We start from the raw sequence: 19271 nt of genomic DNA, 5'->3' as shown, positions 1-19271 counted from the left end.
GAGGAGTTGAAAGTATGGAGCAAGCAAGTTCTACGTTTAAAAAGCGCAATTATAAACCCGCCATTATTATAATAACGATCGTCATCAATGGATTAGTTGCTTTGTTAGCTGGATTACCTGGAGTCGAGAGCTTTGATGCGTTTGATGTGACGATTTTACCGATGTTAAATGCCATTTTTAATAGCTTCACGTTCATCTTTTTATTGATAGCCTTTATAGCGATAATTCGAAAAAATGTAACGTGGCATCGACGTTTCATATACGCTGCTTTTATCACAACAACGTTATTTTTAGTGACGTATGTGGCTCATCACTTTTTATCACACTCGACTCCATACGGAGGAGAGGGCTTCTTAGCAGCCTTTTATTACTTTATTCTCATAACGCATATCGTTTTAGCCGCAATTATCGTTCCGCTTGCGTTAACTTCGGTAGCCCGTGCATGGAATATGGAAAATGAACGTCACCGTAAAATCGCTCGTTGGACGATGCCGATTTGGCTTTATGTCAGTTTTACTGGTGTGTTAGTTTACATTATGATCTCACCATATTACTAGAAGCTTTTTGAATACAAACACGAATTGAGCATTTACAAAAGGGACTCTTTTGAAGCTCAGTCTCGTGTTTTTTTGTCTATTAAGTGTAAATAGTTATGTAATTAATGAATAATTATTAGGGTTTGCATCAATTGTATCTATGTTATTATGAAAGTGCTTACAATCAAATGGGAGCTAAAAGTGCTTGATTTCGTTTTGAAAGGAGTATATAGATGACCAGTCAATCGAATCATCGTTATCCTAAAAGAGGAATAGTTAGTAAAAAACCAGCCGATCAATGGCAAGAGGCAATGATTACCGGAAATGGGGAACTTGGTGCTCTTATTTTCGGTCAGCCATTAGAAGAAACGATTATTTTTAATCATGAAAAGCTATATGAACCTTTACATGAGCAAATTATTCAAAATAACAATATGTCACCGTATTTAGGTGAAATAAGAGAATTAATGAAAGAAGGGAAATTTCGCGATGCTGCGGAACTTTTTTCTAATAAATCTGGACATCCATTGTTATTTACTGATGCTTATCATCCTGCCTTTGCTTTAAAGCTTCAAATGTCCAATTGTGACCGAATTTGCGATTATGATCGATCTATAAATTTTGAAACCGGTGAAGTGACCGTTAGTTGGTCTGATGATCGAGGGCGGGTTGTACGTAAGCAGTTTGTTTCTAGAGAGGATCATGTTAGTGTTATTTCTTTAACGACAATATCAAATGAAGAGATGAGCCTTGAATTGTCCATTGATGATCTTGTATTAGAAGGTAGTGCGCGTGAGAAGCACATTAGTACAGATGAACGCTTTCTTGCTTTTAGTTGCGCATATGCGAAAACAAAAAAAGGGTATGCAGGTGGAACAGTTGTCATAACTCCAATGGGTGGACATGTTGAAGTACACGGAAAAACACTCACTGTTTCAGGGGCAAAGGAGGTCATCCTTTTAACAAAGATTAAACCAATTGATGATTATGATCAACAAGCTCCATCGACATTAGCGTCGATAAAAAAAGCATTAAAAGCGATATCTTCTAAGGGGTATGTTGAACTATTAACATCACATATACGCATTCATGGAGAGTGGTTTAATCGAATGTCACTAACTATTTGTGATAGAGAGGACACACAAAAGCCTACGGAAGAGTTGCTAGTAAGTGATCAATCTTTGAATAAAGCATTGTTACAGCAAATGTTTGATATGGGGAGGTATGTCTTTATCTCTTCTTCAGGTTCTTATCCTCCAAACTTGGTTGGGCTATGGACTGGTGAATGGCGTCCGGCATGGAACGGAGATTTTACAACAGATGCAAATGTGAATTTGGCTGTTTCTGGTGGTGGAATCGGCAATATGCCTGAAGCACTAGAAGGCTATTTTCAACTCATCGAAAAAATTGTTCCAGATTGGCGAATAAATGCCCAAACATTTTTCGGATGTCGAGGTGTGTTAGCAGGATCTAAAACAGACGGTAACCACAATATTCATACTCATTTTGATGTTGATTGGCCGTTAGGATTTTGGACTGCGGGTGCACAGTGGCTAATGCTACCATTTTATGAATGGTATCAAATTAGTGGAGATGATGCGTTCTTTATTCAACGCGTTTTACCCATCATGAAGGAAATTGCTCTTTTCTATGAAGATTTTTTAACAGAATACAATGATGATGGTACGTTTATGTTTATACCTTCTTATTCACCAGAAAATACACCACGGATTTCAAACGATCTCCAAAAGGAAGGATGGCAGCCGAATCAAGCAAGTATTAATGCAACGATGGATGTAGCTGCAGCTAGAGAGTTGTTTACGTCGTTAATTGTCACGTGTCAGGAATTAGGAATCGAACGAGAGAGCATTCCTAAATGGAAAGATATGCTTGCCAATATGCCTGATTACGCCATTAATGAAGACGGTGCATTAAAAGAGTGGATTCATCCTCAATTAGATGATGAATATGACCACCGACATGTTTCTCATCTGTATCCTGTATGGCCAGGGCATGAAGTAACCCCTGAAGTTACGCCTGAATGGTTTGAGGCATCAAAAGTAGCATTAGAAAAGCGTGGGAGAGAAAATTATTCTGCTCACGGTGTTGTCCATTGTGCATTAGTCGCTGCAAGACAAAAGAATGCTGATCGAGTTGTGGATAACTTGAAGCTACTATTGCAAGAGGGGGACTATATTCACTCAAGTCTTGTGACGTCTCATAATCCGAATCGTGATATTTATAATGTGGATGCAAGTTGCAGTTTGCCTACATTAGTAATGGAAATGTTAGCTTACACATCACCTGGATTAATTGAATTATTGCCAGCAGTCCCAGAAGAAATTAGAAAAGGAGTCATAACGGGGATGAGAGCAAGAGGCCAAGTAGTGATTGAGAAGCTAGAGTGGGATTTAGGAGTGGGTGATGTCAATGTCTATTTGCGATCTCTTAAAAAACAAGAGGTTACCGTTCGTTTACGTCAAGGCATTGAGAAAGCATGGAACTCTGAAAATGAAACAATATTCATCCATAACAATACAGACCTTTCTATACATCTAAACAAAGATGAAGAGAGACATATTAAAATAAAACTTTCCTAAGAAAGAAGGAGTGGAATTATATGTTTACAAAAATGCCATATGGTGGAGATTATAACCCTGAACAATGGGATCGTGCTACTATGGAAGAGGATATAAGAATGTTTAAAAAGGCTAACATTGATTTTGTCCGTGTTCATATATTCTCTTGGGCTCTTAGTCAGCCAGATGAAGCGACCTATCAATTTGAATGGTTGGATGAAGTGATAGATCGTCTTCATGAAAATAATATACAAGTCGGAATTGGTACTGGTACTGCAGCACATCCAGCTTGGTTAGCTAAGAAGTACCCTGATGTTTTACGAGTTGAGTTCAACGGTATGAAACGTAAATTTGGTGGAAGACATAATTCATGTCCGAATAGTCCATCTTATCGAACATTTGCGAAGCGCCTTGTTGAGAGATTAGTTGATCGTTATAAAAATCATCCAGCAGTAGTATTATGGAATGTATCAAATGAGTTCGGTGGAGCATGTTATTGTGAAAATTGTGAAAAGGCATTTCGTGTTTGGTTAAAAAAGCGTTATCGAACATTGGATGAAGTAAATCGTGTTTGGAATACGAGATTTTGGGGACATACGTTTTATGATTGGGATGAGATCGTTGCACCAAACTTGCTCAGTGAACATTTTGCTGAAAACCGGACTATGTTCCAAGGTATTTCGCTTGATTATGCTCGCTTTAATTCTGATAGTATGCTTGAATGCTATAAAATGGAATATGACGTAATTAAGGAAGGAAATCCAGATACAATTGTAACGACTAATTTAATGGGAGCCTTTAAACCGTTAGATTATTTTAAATGGGGTAAGTATATGGATGTCATTGCTTGGGACAATTATCCAGCATTCGATACCCCTTATAGCTATACAGCTCTCATGCACGATTTAATGCGAGGGGTTAAAGATCAACAGCCATTTATGTTAATGGAACAAACACCAAGTCAGCAAAATTGGCAACCTTATAACTCGTTAAAACGTCCTGGTGTATTAAAATTATGGAGCTATCAAGCTGTTGCACACGGCTCTGATTCCGTTTTATATTTCCAAATGAGACGATCAAGAGGTGCTTGTGAAAAATTTCATGGTGCTGTTATCGAACATGTTGGTCATGAACATACGAGAGTGTTTAAAGAGGTAGCGGAGATTGGTCAAGAGTTAGTTGACTTATCTAATACTTTCATTGGATCAAAGCTACCGTCTAAAGTGGCGATCGTGTTTGATTGGGAAAATTGGTGGGCAATCGAATATTCAAGTGGGCCACACGCAGATTTAAAATATGTCGAACAAGTTCATAAATATTATGAAGCGTTGTATAAGAAAAATATTCAAGTAGATATCGTAAGTACCGACTCTGATCTTGAGCAATATGAAGTAGTTATTGCCCCTGTATTATATATGGTAAAAGAAGGGTATGTCAAAAGGCTCGAACGTTTTGTTGAAGCAGGTGGATGCTTTGTAACGACTTTCTTCAGCGGTATTGTCGATGAGAATGATTTAGTGACCTTAGGCGGATATCCTGGAGAACTCCGTTCGTTGCTTGGCATTTGGTCGGAAGAAATCGATTCATTACCACTCGAACATAAGAACAAAATGGTACTGAAATCGAACCGCGGTCAATTGCAAGGAGAGTACGATTGTAACATGCTATTTGATTTGATTCATTCAGAAGGGGCAGAGGTTGTTGCTGAATATGGTGATGACTTTTACAAAGGACGGCCAGCTTTAACCGTTAATAAATATGGAAAAGGTGAAGCGTGGTATGTTGCCACTAACCCTGAACAGGATTTCATCGATCATTTATTAATCGATATTAGTGAGAGACAAAACATTAAACCAGTATTGAACACTCCTTCTGGTGTTGAAGTGACGAAAAGAGTGAAAGATGAAAACGAGTTTGTATTCGTAATGAACCATAATAAAGAATCCAAAACGATTCAGCTGCAAGAAGCTTATAAAGATTTGCAGACGGGCCAGCTGTGCCAAGATCAATTAACGGTTGAAGCGAATGGAGTCTTGTTGTTAAAAGTATAAATGTACATGTAGTATGAAGAAAGAGGCTGGGGCATTATAAAAGTGTTTAGATGAGGAAACTGTACAATGGAGTACGATAGCGGATAAACTACACGTAGACTCCTACGTTATGAAAAGAAGGGCACTGAAAAAGTTTGGTTTTTAACTTTTTTGGTGTCCTTTAAGCAATGTGCGAACAGTTACCTGTTAAAAGCTTGATACGATTGGGTTTCTCGTATCAAGCGAAACCATTGCTAATCAAATTAAAGGTTCTGAAAAGTCGAATTGTCCTTTTTCAGTACATCTGGTTATGACAGCACTTTATAAAATAACATTAAATTTCTATATGAATTCACTTGTAATTATGATGGTATTTCTCCTATAGTTAGTAAAGTATAATTGTATAATAATTTCACCTTGTAAGCGCTTCCTTTTTGAGGGAGTAGATTGAAACATATTGGGGCAATCATGATGTTAAAGAAAATCATTCAAAAAATAAATAATATTACTTTACGAAGAAAGTTAATTTTATCGTTTATAATAGTTGTTTTTGTCCCTTTGTTGATTGTAGGGGTTTTTTTAACATACGAGCTTAGACAAATCTCCTTAAACAATGTTGTGGAGCAGTCCACTTCTGATATAAACCGTATACAAACTCGAATTTCAGAAGCACTTTTACCGATTGTTTATTTATCAAACCAATCATTGGCTGATGAGGGTTTAAAGGATTTAGTTAACCATGAGTATGAGACCGTTTTTGAAGTTGTAGACGCTTATAAAAATTATCCAGTTTTTGAACATAATATCCGCTTTTACAATGAGATAAGTAATATTCGATTGTATACGAACAATGAAACAATGCTTAATAATTGGCGGTTCATTCCGATTGATCCAGAAATAGTGAGACGTACATGGTTTCAGCAAACTGTTGAAGCTAAAGGTATGATGCGATGGGAATTTACAGATCACTTAAACGGGCGATTCGATACAAACTTAAGCTTGACCCGTTATTTAAATTTTCAAGATGATTTATATGGTGTACTTGTAATTGATGTTAATACGGATTATTTGAATTGGATTCTATCTCAAGAAGTACTACCGACTATGATTGTAAATAGCGATAATCAAATAGTCTCATCTAATAAATTAGATTTAATAGGTCGTAATTTAAATGAGGATACGTTTTCCAATAAGTTAATTAAGGGTGAAATCGGTATTTTTGAAGACACGGTTTTTGGTGAAAGTTCGCAAATTATGGTTGAGCCAATTCAATTTGAATACAGTACAAATCAGCTGCGGATCGTTTCAGTATTACCAAATTCGGAGATAATAGCAGATGCGAACCGATTGAGCCGCTTAGGATTTATTATTATGTTTATCAGTGCAATCATTGCACTCATTCTCATTTATGTATTTTCTCATTTTATTACGAGAAGAATGCTCACATTAAGCAAGCAAATAACAAACGTGGCGGAAGGGAATTTATCAACAGAATTTAAAATCGTAGGAAATGATGAGATTGGTCAATTATCATCGCAATTTAATAAAATGACTTTAAGTATTCAACAACTACTTAAAGAAGTAGAAGCTAAAAATGAGGAAAAAAGAGTATTGGAGAAACGCCAAGGGGAAATTAAATTTAAAATGCTCGCAAGTCAAATCAATCCACATTTCTTGTTTAACACACTAGAAACGATTCGAATGAAAGCACATATGAGAGGAGAGAAAGATATCTCGCTCATTGTAAAATTATTAGGGAAGTTACTACGAACAAGCTTAGAGATTAGTAGTAGTTTTGTTAGCTTGAAGCAAGAAATGGATATGGTTAAGTCTTATCTCGATATTCAAAGCTTCCGGTTTCAGGAAAGATTAGAATATGAGCTTGTTATAGATGAAATGATCAATAATATTCAAATTCCGCCTCTTATTATTCAACCACTTGTTGAAAATGCTGTAATACATGGATTAGAAAACCATGCGGTCGGTGGAAAAGTGATTGTGGAAGCGAAGAATCAAGGAGAGTGGATCCAAATTAATGTTATTGATAATGGTGTTGGTTTCACAGCAGAAAGACGGCAGCGGATTATAGAATCACTCACCTCAACTGACGAGGAGCATCGTATTGGTTTACGAAATGTTCATGAACGAATCATTCTTTCTTTTCAACAAAGTGAAGGGTTAGTAATTGAAAGTGAACGTGATAAAGGAACGTGTGTTTCATTTAGAATACCGAGACAGTCAGAGGGGGATCTGTATGATGTATAAAGTATTGATTGTTGATGATGAACGAACGGTACGAGAAGGGCTTAATTCTTTAATTCCGTGGGAAGATTATGGCTTTCAAGTGGTCGGACTAGCTAAAGATGCGGAGACGGCATATTCACTATTTCGTGAATTGTCACCAGACCTAGTCATTTCTGATATCCGTATGTACGGCATGAATGGATTAGATTTAATTAAACGTTTACGTGAAATCAATAAAGTATTTCAATGTATCATTTTAAGTGGATATGCTGATTTTGATTATGCTAAAAGAGCTATTCAAAATAATGTTGCAGGGTATTTGTTAAAACCGATCTACGAAGAAGAATTAATTGAGTATCTAGAGAAAGTAAAAAAAGAATTATCGAAACAGCAGGCTGTTACGGAGTTAACAGAAAGTGAAGAGACGAGAAAGCGTGAACAGTATGTTCTCTCATTGATCGGGAGCGATCACCACTTTTTTTCTGAAAAAGAAGCAAACCAATTTGGTTTAGATTGGGATCGATATCAAGTACTATTAATGAAAGTGGATAACTCCTTTGAAATGGATACAGATATGTTCAAAATAAAAAGAGAAGTAGAGTTTTTAATCAACAAAGATGTTGCACTATTTGTTAGTGAACCGTATGTAGGTTTAGTTCTAAATGCCTCCGAATACCGAATGAAAGAGGTTCAACAGTTATACCAAGAATTAAAACTGTCACTGGATAGCTATGCTCATTCTATAACGTATAGTATTGGACAAGTTGTTGAGAGTTTAAATGACGTTCATCAGTCCTACAAAAGTGCGTTTCAAATGATCCAGAGAAAGTTCTTTTATCCCAAAGAACAACTACTGTCAGATGGTATGCAAATTGATATACAGTATTCTGAAGGTCAATTTGAGGTTACAGATATTATTGATAATATGTATTTTGCTTTAGACCTAGGGGTGTATGAAAGTTTGCGTGAAACAACTAATGACATGTTTAAGTGGGCGATGCAAGATCTCTCTGAAAGAAATGTGAAAAAAAACATCGTTTACGTCATGACAACGGTATTTAATAAATTACAGAAATCAAAGGAGGAAAAAGAGGAATTTTTCACTTCAATGCTAGAAAAGGTATTAGAGTTGTATCAACAACCCTCATTTGAAGATGTGAAAAAAGTTGTTAATGAGATGATGAATGATGTATTGAATGAGCTTGAATATGCTGATAGCGATCATCAATTAAAGAAATTATTGTTACTAATTGAAAATAAGTATAATGAAAATTTAAAGTTGGAACAGCTAGCGAAATTGTTCAATTACAACAGTGCTTATTTAGGGAAATTATTTAAAAGCTATACAGGCGAATATTTTAATACGTATTTAGATAAAGTTCGAATAAAAAATGCAAAGAAATTGCTTTTACAAGGACAGAAAGTGTATCGTGTTGCTGAGATCGTCGGTTATAACAATGTTGATTATTTCCATAGCAAATTTAAAAAATATGAAGGTGTATCTCCTTCAGCATATAAAAGAAAGATGATAAAAAGCGACTGAATTGGTTGCTTTTTTTTCTGAGTAAAGAAGTTTTATGTGAGGATTGGGGTTGCGTGCAAAAAGACAGATCACTAAAAAACATAGTAATTTCACTAATTATTAAGGTGTAAACGTTTTAAGTGTTATTAAAACAACAATGAAAGCGCATTCCTATATAAATTATTATATGAATTTAGTTGAAATCATTTAGGTATTTACAAAGGTGCATTTTCGTTATGATTAATTTGTAAAGAGGAGGGGATAGCATGGACGTGAAACCAGAGAAAGCGCCTTCAAAGCTAGAAGTCGTAAAAAAGAAAAAGAGTTTCTGGAAAACAATGAAGAACCAAAAAATCTTATATTTGATGTCGATCCCCGTTGTTATATGGGTATTCATTTTTAATTATCTCCCTGTATGGGGCTGGACAATGGCCTTCCAAAATTTTCGACCAGGAAGAGCTATTACGGAGCAGGAATGGGTAGGATTTGAGCACTTTATTCAATTATTCCAAGATGATCACTTTTATCTTGTATTACGAAATACGATTGCAATGAGTGTTATGCTCTTAATTGCTGGCTTTGCCATTCCGATATTATTTGCTGTTTTATTAAATGAATTAAAGGATTCATTATTCAAACGATCGGTTCAAACGATTTCTTATTTACCTCACTTTGTCTCTTGGGTAGTTGTTGCTGGAATAGTAACAAAAATGCTCTCAACAGATGGTGGGATTGTGAATGACATTCTTGTTGGTTTAAATTTGGTCGATCGACCCATACAGTTCATGGCTCAAGGGGAATTGTTTTGGGGCATTGTCACATTAGCAGATGTCTGGAAGGAAATGGGCTGGAATTCGATTATCTTTTTAGCTGCAATGGCTGGTATTGATCCACAGCTTTATGAAGCTGCAAGAGTTGATGGAGCAGGTAGATGGCGCCGCATTTGGCATATAACATTACCTGGAATAAGACCTACTATAATGGTTATTTTAATCTTGTCCATCGGTAGTATGATTAGTATTGGTTTTGAACGACAACTTCTATTAGGAAACTCTCTTGTCAGGGAATACTCAGAAGTCCTTGAATTGTATGCGCTTAATTACGGGATTGGAATGGGACGATATTCCTACGGTACGGCAATTGGAATCTTTAATTCAATTGTAAGTATTACTTTGCTGCTGTTAGCTAATGGCATATTTAAGCGACTTACCAAGACGAGTGTCATGTAGAGGGGTGATGTGAAATGAGTAAAAAATCAAGTTTATTTGCGACTAGTACATCTGAAAAAGTATTTGATGTGGTTAATTATATATTGATGTCAGTAGTGATCGTCGTCATGTTATATCCATTTTTGAATGTGTTAGCCATTTCATTTAATGAATCAAGTGATACGGTTCGTGGAGGAATTTATGCATGGCCACGAGCGTTTACTTTAGATAATTATCAAGTCATTATGCAATATGATAGCCTTGTCACTGGATTTATTAATTCGGTGCTTCGTACAGTTATTGGTACAGTATTAGGATTATTCATTTGTGCGATGGTTGCCTATGTGTTGAGTAGAAGGGACTTCCAGGCGAGACGGTTCGTTTCAACGGTCATCGTATTAACAATGTTCTTTAGCGGTGGGTTAATTCCGACGTATATGCTTATGCGTGATTTAGGATTAATTAATACATTTGCGGTTTACATTTTACCTTTACTCGTTAGTGCATGGAATATAATCATTATCCGTTCCTTTATGGATGGTTTGCCATTTGCTCTTCAAGAATCAGCTAAGATGGATGGAGCCAATGATTTCACTATTTTCTGGCGAATTATTTTGCCAATCTGTAAGCCTGTTCTAGCAACAATTGCTTTGTTTATTGCGGTTATGCAGTGGAACATGTGGTTTGATACGTACATTTACAATAGTGCGAACGCTTCATTAACGACTTTGCAATATGAACTAATGAAAATATTGCAAAATACTTCTACAAGTGCAGGAATTGATTCTGTCAGAGGTGGGCAAGGTACTGAATTAATGAACCGAGTATCGCCCGAGTCTGTTAGAATGGCGATTACGATTGTAACAATTGTACCAATTTTACTCGTCTATCCTTTCCTACAACGATACTTTGTCAAAGGAATGACACTTGGAGCAGTTAAATAAACATTCTTGTTTGTTACAGGTAGTACAATTTATTGTGCTACCTGATAATAAAATATAAATATAAACGAAAAGGGGAGGGTTATATTATGTCTCATACTAAGAAAATGCTATTAATGGGCTTCATTACTGTTTTGTTGTTATTTGTTATGGTAGCATGTAACAGCAGTGAAGAGGGTTCATCTGATGATCAAGATTCGACGAATGTTGAAATCGATGGAGAAGCGGAACCAATTACATTTTCGTTTTTTGCCGCAGATAATAATCCGGATTGGGATGGAATGAGTACAGATGTCGGAGAAGTTATTTTACAGGAAACGGGCGTGTCATTAGATGGCGATTTTGCTATAGGTGATCCAGCAGAACGTATTTCATTAATGGCAGCTAGTGGTAGCTATCCAGATTTTGTTCTTCCAAAGGGCGATGGTAATCTACTAGTTGATTCTGGCGCGATGCTTGACCTACGCCCACTTATTGAGGAACACGCTCCTAACATTCAAGAGGTTTATGGTGATTACATGAACCGTATGCAATGGAGTGAAAATGACGATTCAATATATTTTTTAGGGACGTATCCAGTAGATCAGGAAAATTGGGAACCCGGACATACTTTTTGGCTACAGCATGATGTTGTAAAAGAATTGGGATACCCCGAGATTAATACAGTTGATGATTTTGAGAGCGCTATCAAAGAATATTATGAAATGTATCCTGAAATCGATGGTCAACCAACGATTCCATTAACTTTGTTAGCAGACGACTGGCGTTTACTCATATCTGTAACAAACCCTGCTGGATGGGCAACAGGTGCTCCTGATGATGGAGAATGGTTTATTGATGAAGATACACATGAAGCGATGCTACGTTATCGTCGTCCAGAGGAAAGAGAATATTTCCGCTGGTTAAATCATATGAACGCCGAAGGTTTACTTGATCCAGAATCATTTATTCAACAGGAAGATCAATATAAATCGAAAATAGCTTCAGGTCGAGTATTAGGATTAATTGATGCAGATTGGTCTATTGGTGAGCCACAAACAGCTCTCCGTGAAGAGGGTAAACATGAAAGGATGTATGGTGTGTACCCTGTAACATTAGATGAAAGCTTTGAAACACGTAATTTTCAAAATACTGGATATATACCGACTTGGGGAATTGGTATTACAGTTGACAATCCTGATCCTGTTCGTGCGATTAAGTTTTTAGATTGGATGGCATCTGAAGAAGCACAAATTTTAAATAACTGGGGTATTGAAGATGTTCATTACCAGTTAGATGAAGATGGAAATCGCTATTTAACTTCCGAACAACGTCAAGAGCGTTTAAATGATAGTAATTATCACAAACGTACGGGTATTGGTATGTATAAAGCATATGCCCCTCACTATGGAGATGGTGTTCTTGATTCAACAGGTCAACCATTTACAACTAATAGACCTGAACAATTAAGAGAAGATTACACTGAAATAGAAAAAGAAGTATTAGATGCTTATGGGGTTGAAATTTGGGCAGATTTATTCCCAGATGGAGATCAATTCCCGGTTAAACCATGGGGAGTAGCGTGGCAAATCAATTGGGATTCAGATTCACCAATTGCTGTACCATTTCAACAAATTCAAGATACAATGTTTACTCGAATTCCAGAAGCGATATTAGCAAATCCAGAAGATTTTGATACGATTTATGATCGATTTATGGATGAAGTTGAAGGACATGGTGTCTATGAAATGGAAGAACACTTTACTGAACTTGTTCAAAAACGAGTAGAGCTTTGGAGTGAATAGATCGACTTAAGAAAAAAGAATATTGAACAATAATTGATAAATGTCTTTATTTTTGAGTTACTGGTTGTTGTAATGCCCTAATCGAACTATAGGATAAGATGGTAGGATGGTTAGTAGTAACGTTTCGTAAGCTTAATAGTGTTTATGACAGTTGTGTTTTAATAGTAAGGTCGTGCAATTACTATATTACTTGACAGCAAAATAGAGAATCACTCTAAAAAAGGAGGGTTTTATTCATGGTTCATTTTAAGAAAAAGCTATTAGGTGGATTTATTGCTATTGGATTACTATTGCTCATTGCAGCATGTAACAGCAGTGAAGAAGGTTCATCAGACGAACAAGCAGATAACGATGCACCGGATGTTGAGATTGATGGTGATTTAGAACCAATTACATTTTCATTCTTTGCCGCAGATAATAATCCAGATTGGACTGGGATGGATACAGATATTGGTGAAGTTATTTTACAAGAGACAGGTGTTTCATTAGATGGTGATTTTGCCTTAGGTGATCCTGCAGAACGTATATCTCTATTCGCTGCTAGTGGTGACTTTCCTGATTTTATCTTACCTAAAGGTGATGCCAATCTGTTAGTAGATGCAGGTGCAATGGTTGACTTACGTCCACTTATCGAAGAACATGCTCCTAATATTCAAGAAGTCTATGGAGATTATTTAAATCGTATGCAGTGGAGTGAAAATGATGAATCCATTTATTTCTTAGGTACGAGTCCGGTTGATGAGGAATGGTGGAGCCCAGGAAATGGCTTTTGGTTACAGCATGATGTTGTCAGAGAATTAGGTTATCCAGAAATTCGTACAGTTGATGATTTTGAAAGTGCTATAAGAGAATATTATGAAATGTATCCTGAAATTGATGGTCAACCAACGATTCCACTATCGTTATTAGCAGATGACTGGCGATTACTAATTTCAGTAACAAATCCAGCTTTTTGGACAACTGGAGCGTCTGATGACGGAGAGTGGTATATTGATGAAGAAACACATGAGGCGATGTTGCATTTGCGACGCCCTGAGGCAAGAGAATATTTACGTTGGTTAAATCAGATGAATGCGGATGGTTTACTTGATACAGAAACGTTTGTTCAGCAAGAGGACCAATATAAATCGAAAATAGCTTCAGGTCGAGTATTAGGACTAATTGATGCGGATTGGTCGATTAGTGAGCCACAAACAGCTCTACGAGAAGATGGGAAATATGAACGAATGTATGGAGTCTATCCTGTAACATTAGATGAAAGTTATGAGCATCGTAATTTCCAAAGTACAGGTTATTTACCAACTTGGGGAATTGGTATTACGGTCGATAACCCAGATCCTGTTCGTGCGATTAAGTTTTTAGATTGGATGGCATCTGAAGAAGCACAAATTTTAAATAACTGGGGGATTGAAGATGTTCATTATCAGTTAGATGAGGAGGGAAATCGTTATTTAACTTCTGAACAGCGTGAAGAGCGCTTAAGTGATAGCAATTTCAACAAACGTACAGGTATTGATATGTATAAGTCATATGGTCCTCACTATGGAGATGGTGTTCTTGATTCAACAGGTCAACCATTTACGATTAATCGACGAGAGTCACTAAGGGACGATTATACGGAAATTGAAAAGGAAGTATTAGATGCATACGATGCCGAAATTTGGGCTGATTTGTATCCAGATGGAGATCAATTCCCGGTTAAACCATGGGGAGCTGGTTACCAAATCAATTGGGATGCTGATTCACCAATTTCGGTACCTTTCCAACGAGCATCAGATTCGATTTACACTCGAATCCCAGAGGCCATTTTAGCTGATCCTGAAGAATTTGATGCAGTATTTGATCGGTTTATGGATGAGCTTGAAGGGCATGGTGTTGAGGAAATGGAAGCACACTTTACTGAACTTGTTCAAAAACGTGTAGAGCTTTGGAGTGAATAAAGGTTTAAGCAAAGTGACATCATTTGTCACTTTGCTTCTCAATCAAGTTAGATTATGAGAATTGTTTTATGAATGTAATTTTGATTAAATTGGAGGTTAACATGGCACATATAAAGAAGAAGTTACTAGGAGGGTTAGTTGCCGTTGCGTTACTATTCGTGATTGCAGCGTGTAACAGCAGTGAAGAAGGTTCATCAGACGATCAAACGGATAATGACGCACCGGATGTTGAAATTGATGGGGATTTGGAACCAATTACATTTTCATTCTTTGCATCAGATAATAATCCAGATTGGGATGGGATGAATTCAGAAGTTGGTGAAGTAATTTTACAAGAAACAGGAGTATCGCTCGAAGGTGATTTTGCACTGGGTGATCCAGCAGAGCGTATTTCATTAATGGCAGCTAGTGGTGAATACCCAGACTTGGTTCTTCCAAAAGGGGATGGGAATCTACTAGTTGATGCAGGAGCTATGGTCGACCTTCGTCCACTTATTGAGGAGCATGCACCTAATATTCAAGAAGTTTATGGTGATTATTTAAATCGTATGCAATGGAGTGAAAATGATGATTCGATTTATTTTATAGGTACGAATCCAGTCGATCAAGAGTATTGGGAGCCAGGACAGGCTTTTTGGCTGCAACATGATGTCGTAAAAGAGTTAGGGTATCCTGAGATTAATACGATTGACGATTTTGAGAATGCTATTAAAGAATATTATGAAATGTATCCTGAAATTGATGGACAACCAACGATTCCTTTAACGTTATTAGCAGATGATTGGCGTTTACTTATTTCTGTTACAAACCCTGCAGCATGGGCAACAGGGGCACCTGATGATGGCGAATGGTTTATTGATGAAGAATCACATGAAGCGATGTTACGTTATCGTCGTCCAGAGGAAAGAGAGTATTTCCGTTGGTTAAATCACATGAATGCAGAAGGATTGTTAGATCAAGAATCATTTATTCAGCAGGAAGATCAATATAAATCGAAAATTGCATCAGGACGAGTATTAGGGCTTATAGATGCAGACTGGTCGATTAGTGAGCCACAAACGGCTCTTCGTGAAGATGGGAAATATGAGAGAATGTATGGTGTGTATCCTGTCACATTAGATGATAGCTATGAGCCACGTAACTTCCAAAGCACTGGTTACCTGCCTACGTGGGGGATTGGTATTACAGTGGATAATCCAGATCCAGTTCGTGCGATTAAATTTTTAGATTGGATGGCGTCTGAAGAAGCTCAGATTTTAAATAACTGGGGGATTGAAGATGTTCATTATCAGGTTGATGAAGATGGAAATCGTTATTTAACTCCTGAACAGCGTGAAGAGCGTTTAAGTGATAGTAATTTTACTAAACGTACGGGAATAGAAATGTATAAAGCATATGGGCCTCACTATGGTGATGGTGTTCTTGATTCAACAGGTCAACCATTTACGATTAATCGTCCTGAAGAATTAAGAGAAGATTATACTGAAATTGAAAAAGAAGTATTAGATGCTTACGGTGCTGAGATTTGGGGGGATTTATTCCCAGATGGTGATCAATTTCCTGTTAAACCTTGGGGTGCGGCATGGGAGATTAATTGGGATTCAGATTCTCCTATCGCTGTTCCGTTCCAACGCATTCAAGATACTATGTTTACTCGAATTCCGGAAGCGATTTTAGCAAATCCTGAAGATTTCGATGATGTGTATGATCGTTTTATGGATGAGGTTGAAGGACATGGCGTCTATGAAATGGAAGAGCAATTTACAGAGCTTATCCAAAAACGGGTTGAACTTTGGAGTGAATAATAATCAAGAGGCTAGGACGTAACTAGCTTCTAATCGTGAGAAAGTTGAATTTGAGCACGCTCAAATTCAACTTTCTATTTTGCGTATAAATTCTTCGCGTACCTTAGTTAATTTTAACAAGAAAAATAAGCTATTTTTATAAAGGTTGTGGCTCTGACGATGGGGTATTCTTATGGTGAAATGGAGAGGAAGCCACTCGACTCCTGCGGGACATAGAGGGAGGTACTGAATAGGTCCTTTCTAGTCACTTAAAGAAGAGTAATGGCTCCACTCGTTGCGCGCCTAGCTATGAGAAATCCACTCATTGCAAGGCTTTCAAAATCGGGCAACGGCTACGCACATTACTTCAAAGCCACTGAAAAAGTTAAAACCAAACTTTTTCAGTGGCCTCACATAGAGGGAGGGCCGAGACCACAGAGGCACATCGCCGCGGAAAGCGAGTGGCTGGTGCGCAATGAAACGAACTTGTGACAGTCACTTATTTATAGAGTTAAAAAATAATTAAAGCCGGTGAAATTTTACGATACGTAAAATTTCACCGGCTTTTTCAATTCAGAGGAGGGTTTTGTCCTAACCTCGTGTTTAGATTTATTGATTGTTTTATTTACTGGTGGTGATGTCAACCTTCTCATCTCGTTACCATTTCGATTTGGCTGGATGAGGACAAGTTTTTGATTTAAAATGAGCACGGTAAGCGACCCATTCTCCAGAATATGCACAAGTTGATTTGTATAAGAGTGAAGGACAACTTAAACAAATTGAGACCCTTTTCTCAAAAACCTCTTTTGTGACGGTTTCAAAATCATAGGTAGGATGATAAGACCAATCAGCTTGAACATCGATCATTCGACAACTTTTACATTCTCTTTGTTGACTTGTTTTCATATTGTTGGCTACCCTATTGTCAATGATATGATGGACATGCTTGGCAAGTTCACTTGTAACGTGTCCCCTTCAACAGTAAAGTCCTCGAATGAAGAAGGCTTGACATGATCAGGATTTTCAAATGTGTTGTGAGCGTTACATTCATTTGCTGTTAATATACGTCCCTGAATGGTACGCAATGAATCTATACCACGCAGGTCAATCGCAACAGAAGTTTGGTCATTTGGGTTCAGATGACAAATGCTAATGTGAACCTTCCCTTGCTTATCTTTTGATGCGGTGGCACTGACAGCTGGTAACTCTTCACTATTAATCTGATACGTGCTTGAGGAAATATCAATATCAAGCTTTGTTGCATCTTGATGAACCTTATACATTTCAAAGACATGGTAGGTTGGTGTTAAGATCATTTTTTCTCCTTCAGTCAAAATCATTGCTTGAAGGACATTGACAGTTTGAGCAATGTTCGCCATTTGTACCCGGTCATTATGCTCGTGGAAAATGTTAAAGTGTAGCCCTGCGACAAGAGCATCTCGAATCGTATTTTGTTGATAAAGGAAGCCTGGGTTCGTTCCAGGCTCTACATCGAACCAAGTTCCCCATTCATCAATGATCATACCTACTCGTTTGTCTGGGTCATATTTATCCATAATGGTCGAGTGTTTTGAAATCAACTCATTCATATGAAGTGCTTTTTTCATCGTAAGAAACCATTCATTTTCACTTGGATCTAATGCAGAGCCTTTATTAGCCCAATCGTCACTTGGAACCGTATAATAATGAAGGCTTAATCCATCCATTAAATGCGAAGCTTCACGCATGAGTACTTCTGTCCAGTGATAATCATCCACATTAGCCCCACCAGCAATTTTATATATCTTATTGTCACCATAATTTCGAACATATGTCTGGAACTGCCGATAGAGGTCTGCATAATATTCAGCGCGCATATGTCCACCGCATCCCCAGTTTTCATTGCCAACTCCAAAGTACGTTAATGACCATGGTTCGTTACGACCATTTTCTTTTCGCCAATTCGCCATCGGAGATTCTCCATTGAACGTCATATATTCGACCCATTCTGACATTTCTTGTACAGTTCCGCTACCAACATTACCACAGATGTATGGTTCGGTGTCTAACATTTCACAAAGCATCAGAAATTCATGCGTACCAAAGTGGTTATTTTCAACGACTCCTCCCCAATGTGTATTGACCATTCTTTTTCGGTTTTCATTAGGGCCGATTCCGTCTTTCCAATGGTATTCATCAGCAAAACAGCCCCCTGGCCAACGAAGGACAGGAATTTGAATTTCCTTGAGCGCTTTTACTACGTCATTTCGTATCCCATTTGTATGCTCAATATGAGAGTCTTGTCCAACCCAAAAGCCCTCATAGATACACCTTCCTAAATGCTCGGCAAAATGACCGTAAATATTTTTGTTGATTTTTCCTTTAGGAACATCCGCTTGAATGACTATTTTATTTTTCATTTGAAACCCTCCATAGAAAATAGCTAGAAATAGTTGTACGATATCTTAAACAAGGTATACCTAAAGTTATAAGCATTGTACGTACAAAATAAATTGTAAACGCAATCATTAGGTTTTACAAGTCATTCAATTGATATTTATTTCAATTAAAATATCAATTGAAAGAGTAATGTTTTTTCTATAATTTCTATATGAATTTTGTTTGAAATCATTTGGTAGAGCTCAGAAAGATAATGAATTAAACTAGTAATAAGGGTATGAAAGCGTTTTATATTTGAGTTTAAGCTGAAAAAGGAGAGTGTAC

The 19271-nt window shown here is 37.1% G+C and carries 11 protein-coding genes; 10 read left to right on the top strand and 1 reads right to left on the bottom strand.

The window, feature by feature from the left end; translation table 11 throughout:
• Positions 1 to 14: 14 nt before the first annotated feature.
• The 10 genes from ACERJO_RS05580 (at position 15) to ACERJO_RS05535 (ending at position 16589) form a co-directional block, all read left to right on the top strand.
• Positions 15 to 557, top strand: coding sequence for a DUF420 domain-containing protein (locus ACERJO_RS05580; RefSeq protein ID WP_247103804.1), 543 nt, complete (start codon positions 15 to 17; stop codon positions 555 to 557).
• A gap of 212 nt (positions 558 to 769) precedes the next feature.
• Positions 770 to 3136, top strand: coding sequence for a glycosyl hydrolase family 95 catalytic domain-containing protein (locus ACERJO_RS05575; protein ID WP_373646838.1), 2367 nt, complete (start codon positions 770 to 772; stop codon positions 3134 to 3136).
• Positions 3137 to 3156: 20 nt separating this feature from the next.
• A complete protein-coding gene (locus ACERJO_RS05570) occupies positions 3157 to 5166 on the top strand; it encodes a beta-galactosidase (RefSeq protein WP_373646837.1) in 2010 nt (669 codons plus the stop codon).
• A 426-nt stretch (positions 5167 to 5592) separates the two neighbouring features.
• Positions 5593 to 7410, top strand: a complete 1818-nt coding sequence (locus tag ACERJO_RS05565; protein WP_247103807.1) for a sensor histidine kinase — start codon at positions 5593 to 5595, stop codon at positions 7408 to 7410.
• The gene (locus ACERJO_RS05560; RefSeq protein WP_247103808.1) at positions 7400 to 8932 is read left to right on the top strand and encodes a response regulator transcription factor; all 1533 of its coding nucleotides are present in this window, start codon (positions 7400 to 7402) and stop codon (positions 8930 to 8932) included. The genes ACERJO_RS05565 and ACERJO_RS05560 overlap by 11 nt, the downstream gene beginning before the upstream one ends.
• A gap of 245 nt (positions 8933 to 9177) precedes the next feature.
• A complete protein-coding gene (locus tag ACERJO_RS05555) occupies positions 9178 to 10140 on the top strand; it encodes an ABC transporter permease (protein WP_247103809.1) in 963 nt (320 codons plus the stop codon).
• A 14-nt stretch (positions 10141 to 10154) separates the two neighbouring features.
• Positions 10155 to 11063 carry a carbohydrate ABC transporter permease gene (locus tag ACERJO_RS05550; protein ID WP_247103810.1) on the top strand — a complete coding sequence of 303 codons (909 nt, stop codon included), beginning with the start codon at positions 10155 to 10157 and terminating at the stop codon, positions 11061 to 11063.
• An 86-nt stretch (positions 11064 to 11149) separates the two neighbouring features.
• Entirely contained in the window at positions 11150 to 12844 is a 1695-nt protein-coding gene (locus tag ACERJO_RS05545; protein ID WP_373646836.1) for an ABC transporter substrate-binding protein, read from the top strand.
• 236 nt (positions 12845 to 13080) lie between these two features.
• Positions 13081 to 14784 (top strand): ABC transporter substrate-binding protein, encoded by a 1704-nt coding sequence (locus tag ACERJO_RS05540; protein ID WP_373646835.1) that lies wholly within the window; start codon positions 13081 to 13083, stop codon positions 14782 to 14784.
• Between the two features lie 101 nt (positions 14785 to 14885).
• The gene (locus tag ACERJO_RS05535) at positions 14886 to 16589 is read left to right on the top strand and encodes an ABC transporter substrate-binding protein (protein ID WP_247103814.1); all 1704 of its coding nucleotides are present in this window, start codon (positions 14886 to 14888) and stop codon (positions 16587 to 16589) included.
• Between the two features lie 893 nt (positions 16590 to 17482).
• Here ACERJO_RS05535 and ACERJO_RS05530 read toward each other — a convergent pair.
• Entirely contained in the window at positions 17483 to 18967 is a 1485-nt protein-coding gene (locus ACERJO_RS05530) for an alpha-N-arabinofuranosidase (protein WP_247103815.1), read from the bottom strand.
• Between the last annotated feature and the right edge of the window lie 304 nt (positions 18968 to 19271).

Source organism: Halalkalibacter sp. AB-rgal2 (genome assembly GCF_041821005.1).
Lineage (GTDB): Bacteria > Bacillota > Bacilli > Bacillales > Bacillaceae_D > Halalkalibacter.
The sequence above is the reverse complement of the archived record's forward strand: the minus strand, read 5'-3'. Positions and strand labels throughout refer to the sequence as shown.

Excerpts from the sequence above, each read along its gene's own strand:
- ACERJO_RS05545 (WP_373646836.1), top strand. The coding sequence starts at position 11,150 with ATGTCTCATACTAAGAAAATGCTATTAATGGGCTTCATTACTGTTTTG.
- ACERJO_RS05575 (WP_373646838.1), top strand. The coding sequence starts at position 770 with ATGACCAGTCAATCGAATCATCGTTATCCTAAAAGAGGAATAGTTAGT.
- ACERJO_RS05580 (WP_247103804.1), top strand. The coding sequence starts at position 15 with ATGGAGCAAGCAAGTTCTACGTTTAAAAAGCGCAATTATAAACCCGCC.
- ACERJO_RS05560 (WP_247103808.1), top strand. The coding sequence starts at position 7,400 with ATGATGTATAAAGTATTGATTGTTGATGATGAACGAACGGTACGAGAA.
- ACERJO_RS05540 (WP_373646835.1), top strand. The coding sequence starts at position 13,081 with ATGGTTCATTTTAAGAAAAAGCTATTAGGTGGATTTATTGCTATTGGA.
- ACERJO_RS05555 (WP_247103809.1), top strand. The coding sequence starts at position 9,178 with ATGGACGTGAAACCAGAGAAAGCGCCTTCAAAGCTAGAAGTCGTAAAA.
- ACERJO_RS05550 (WP_247103810.1), top strand. The coding sequence starts at position 10,155 with ATGAGTAAAAAATCAAGTTTATTTGCGACTAGTACATCTGAAAAAGTA.
- ACERJO_RS05535 (WP_247103814.1), top strand. The coding sequence starts at position 14,886 with ATGGCACATATAAAGAAGAAGTTACTAGGAGGGTTAGTTGCCGTTGCG.
- ACERJO_RS05530 (WP_247103815.1), bottom strand. The coding sequence starts at position 18,967 with ATGAAAAATAAAATAGTCATTCAAGCGGATGTTCCTAAAGGAAAAATC.
- ACERJO_RS05570 (WP_373646837.1), top strand. The coding sequence starts at position 3,157 with ATGTTTACAAAAATGCCATATGGTGGAGATTATAACCCTGAACAATGG.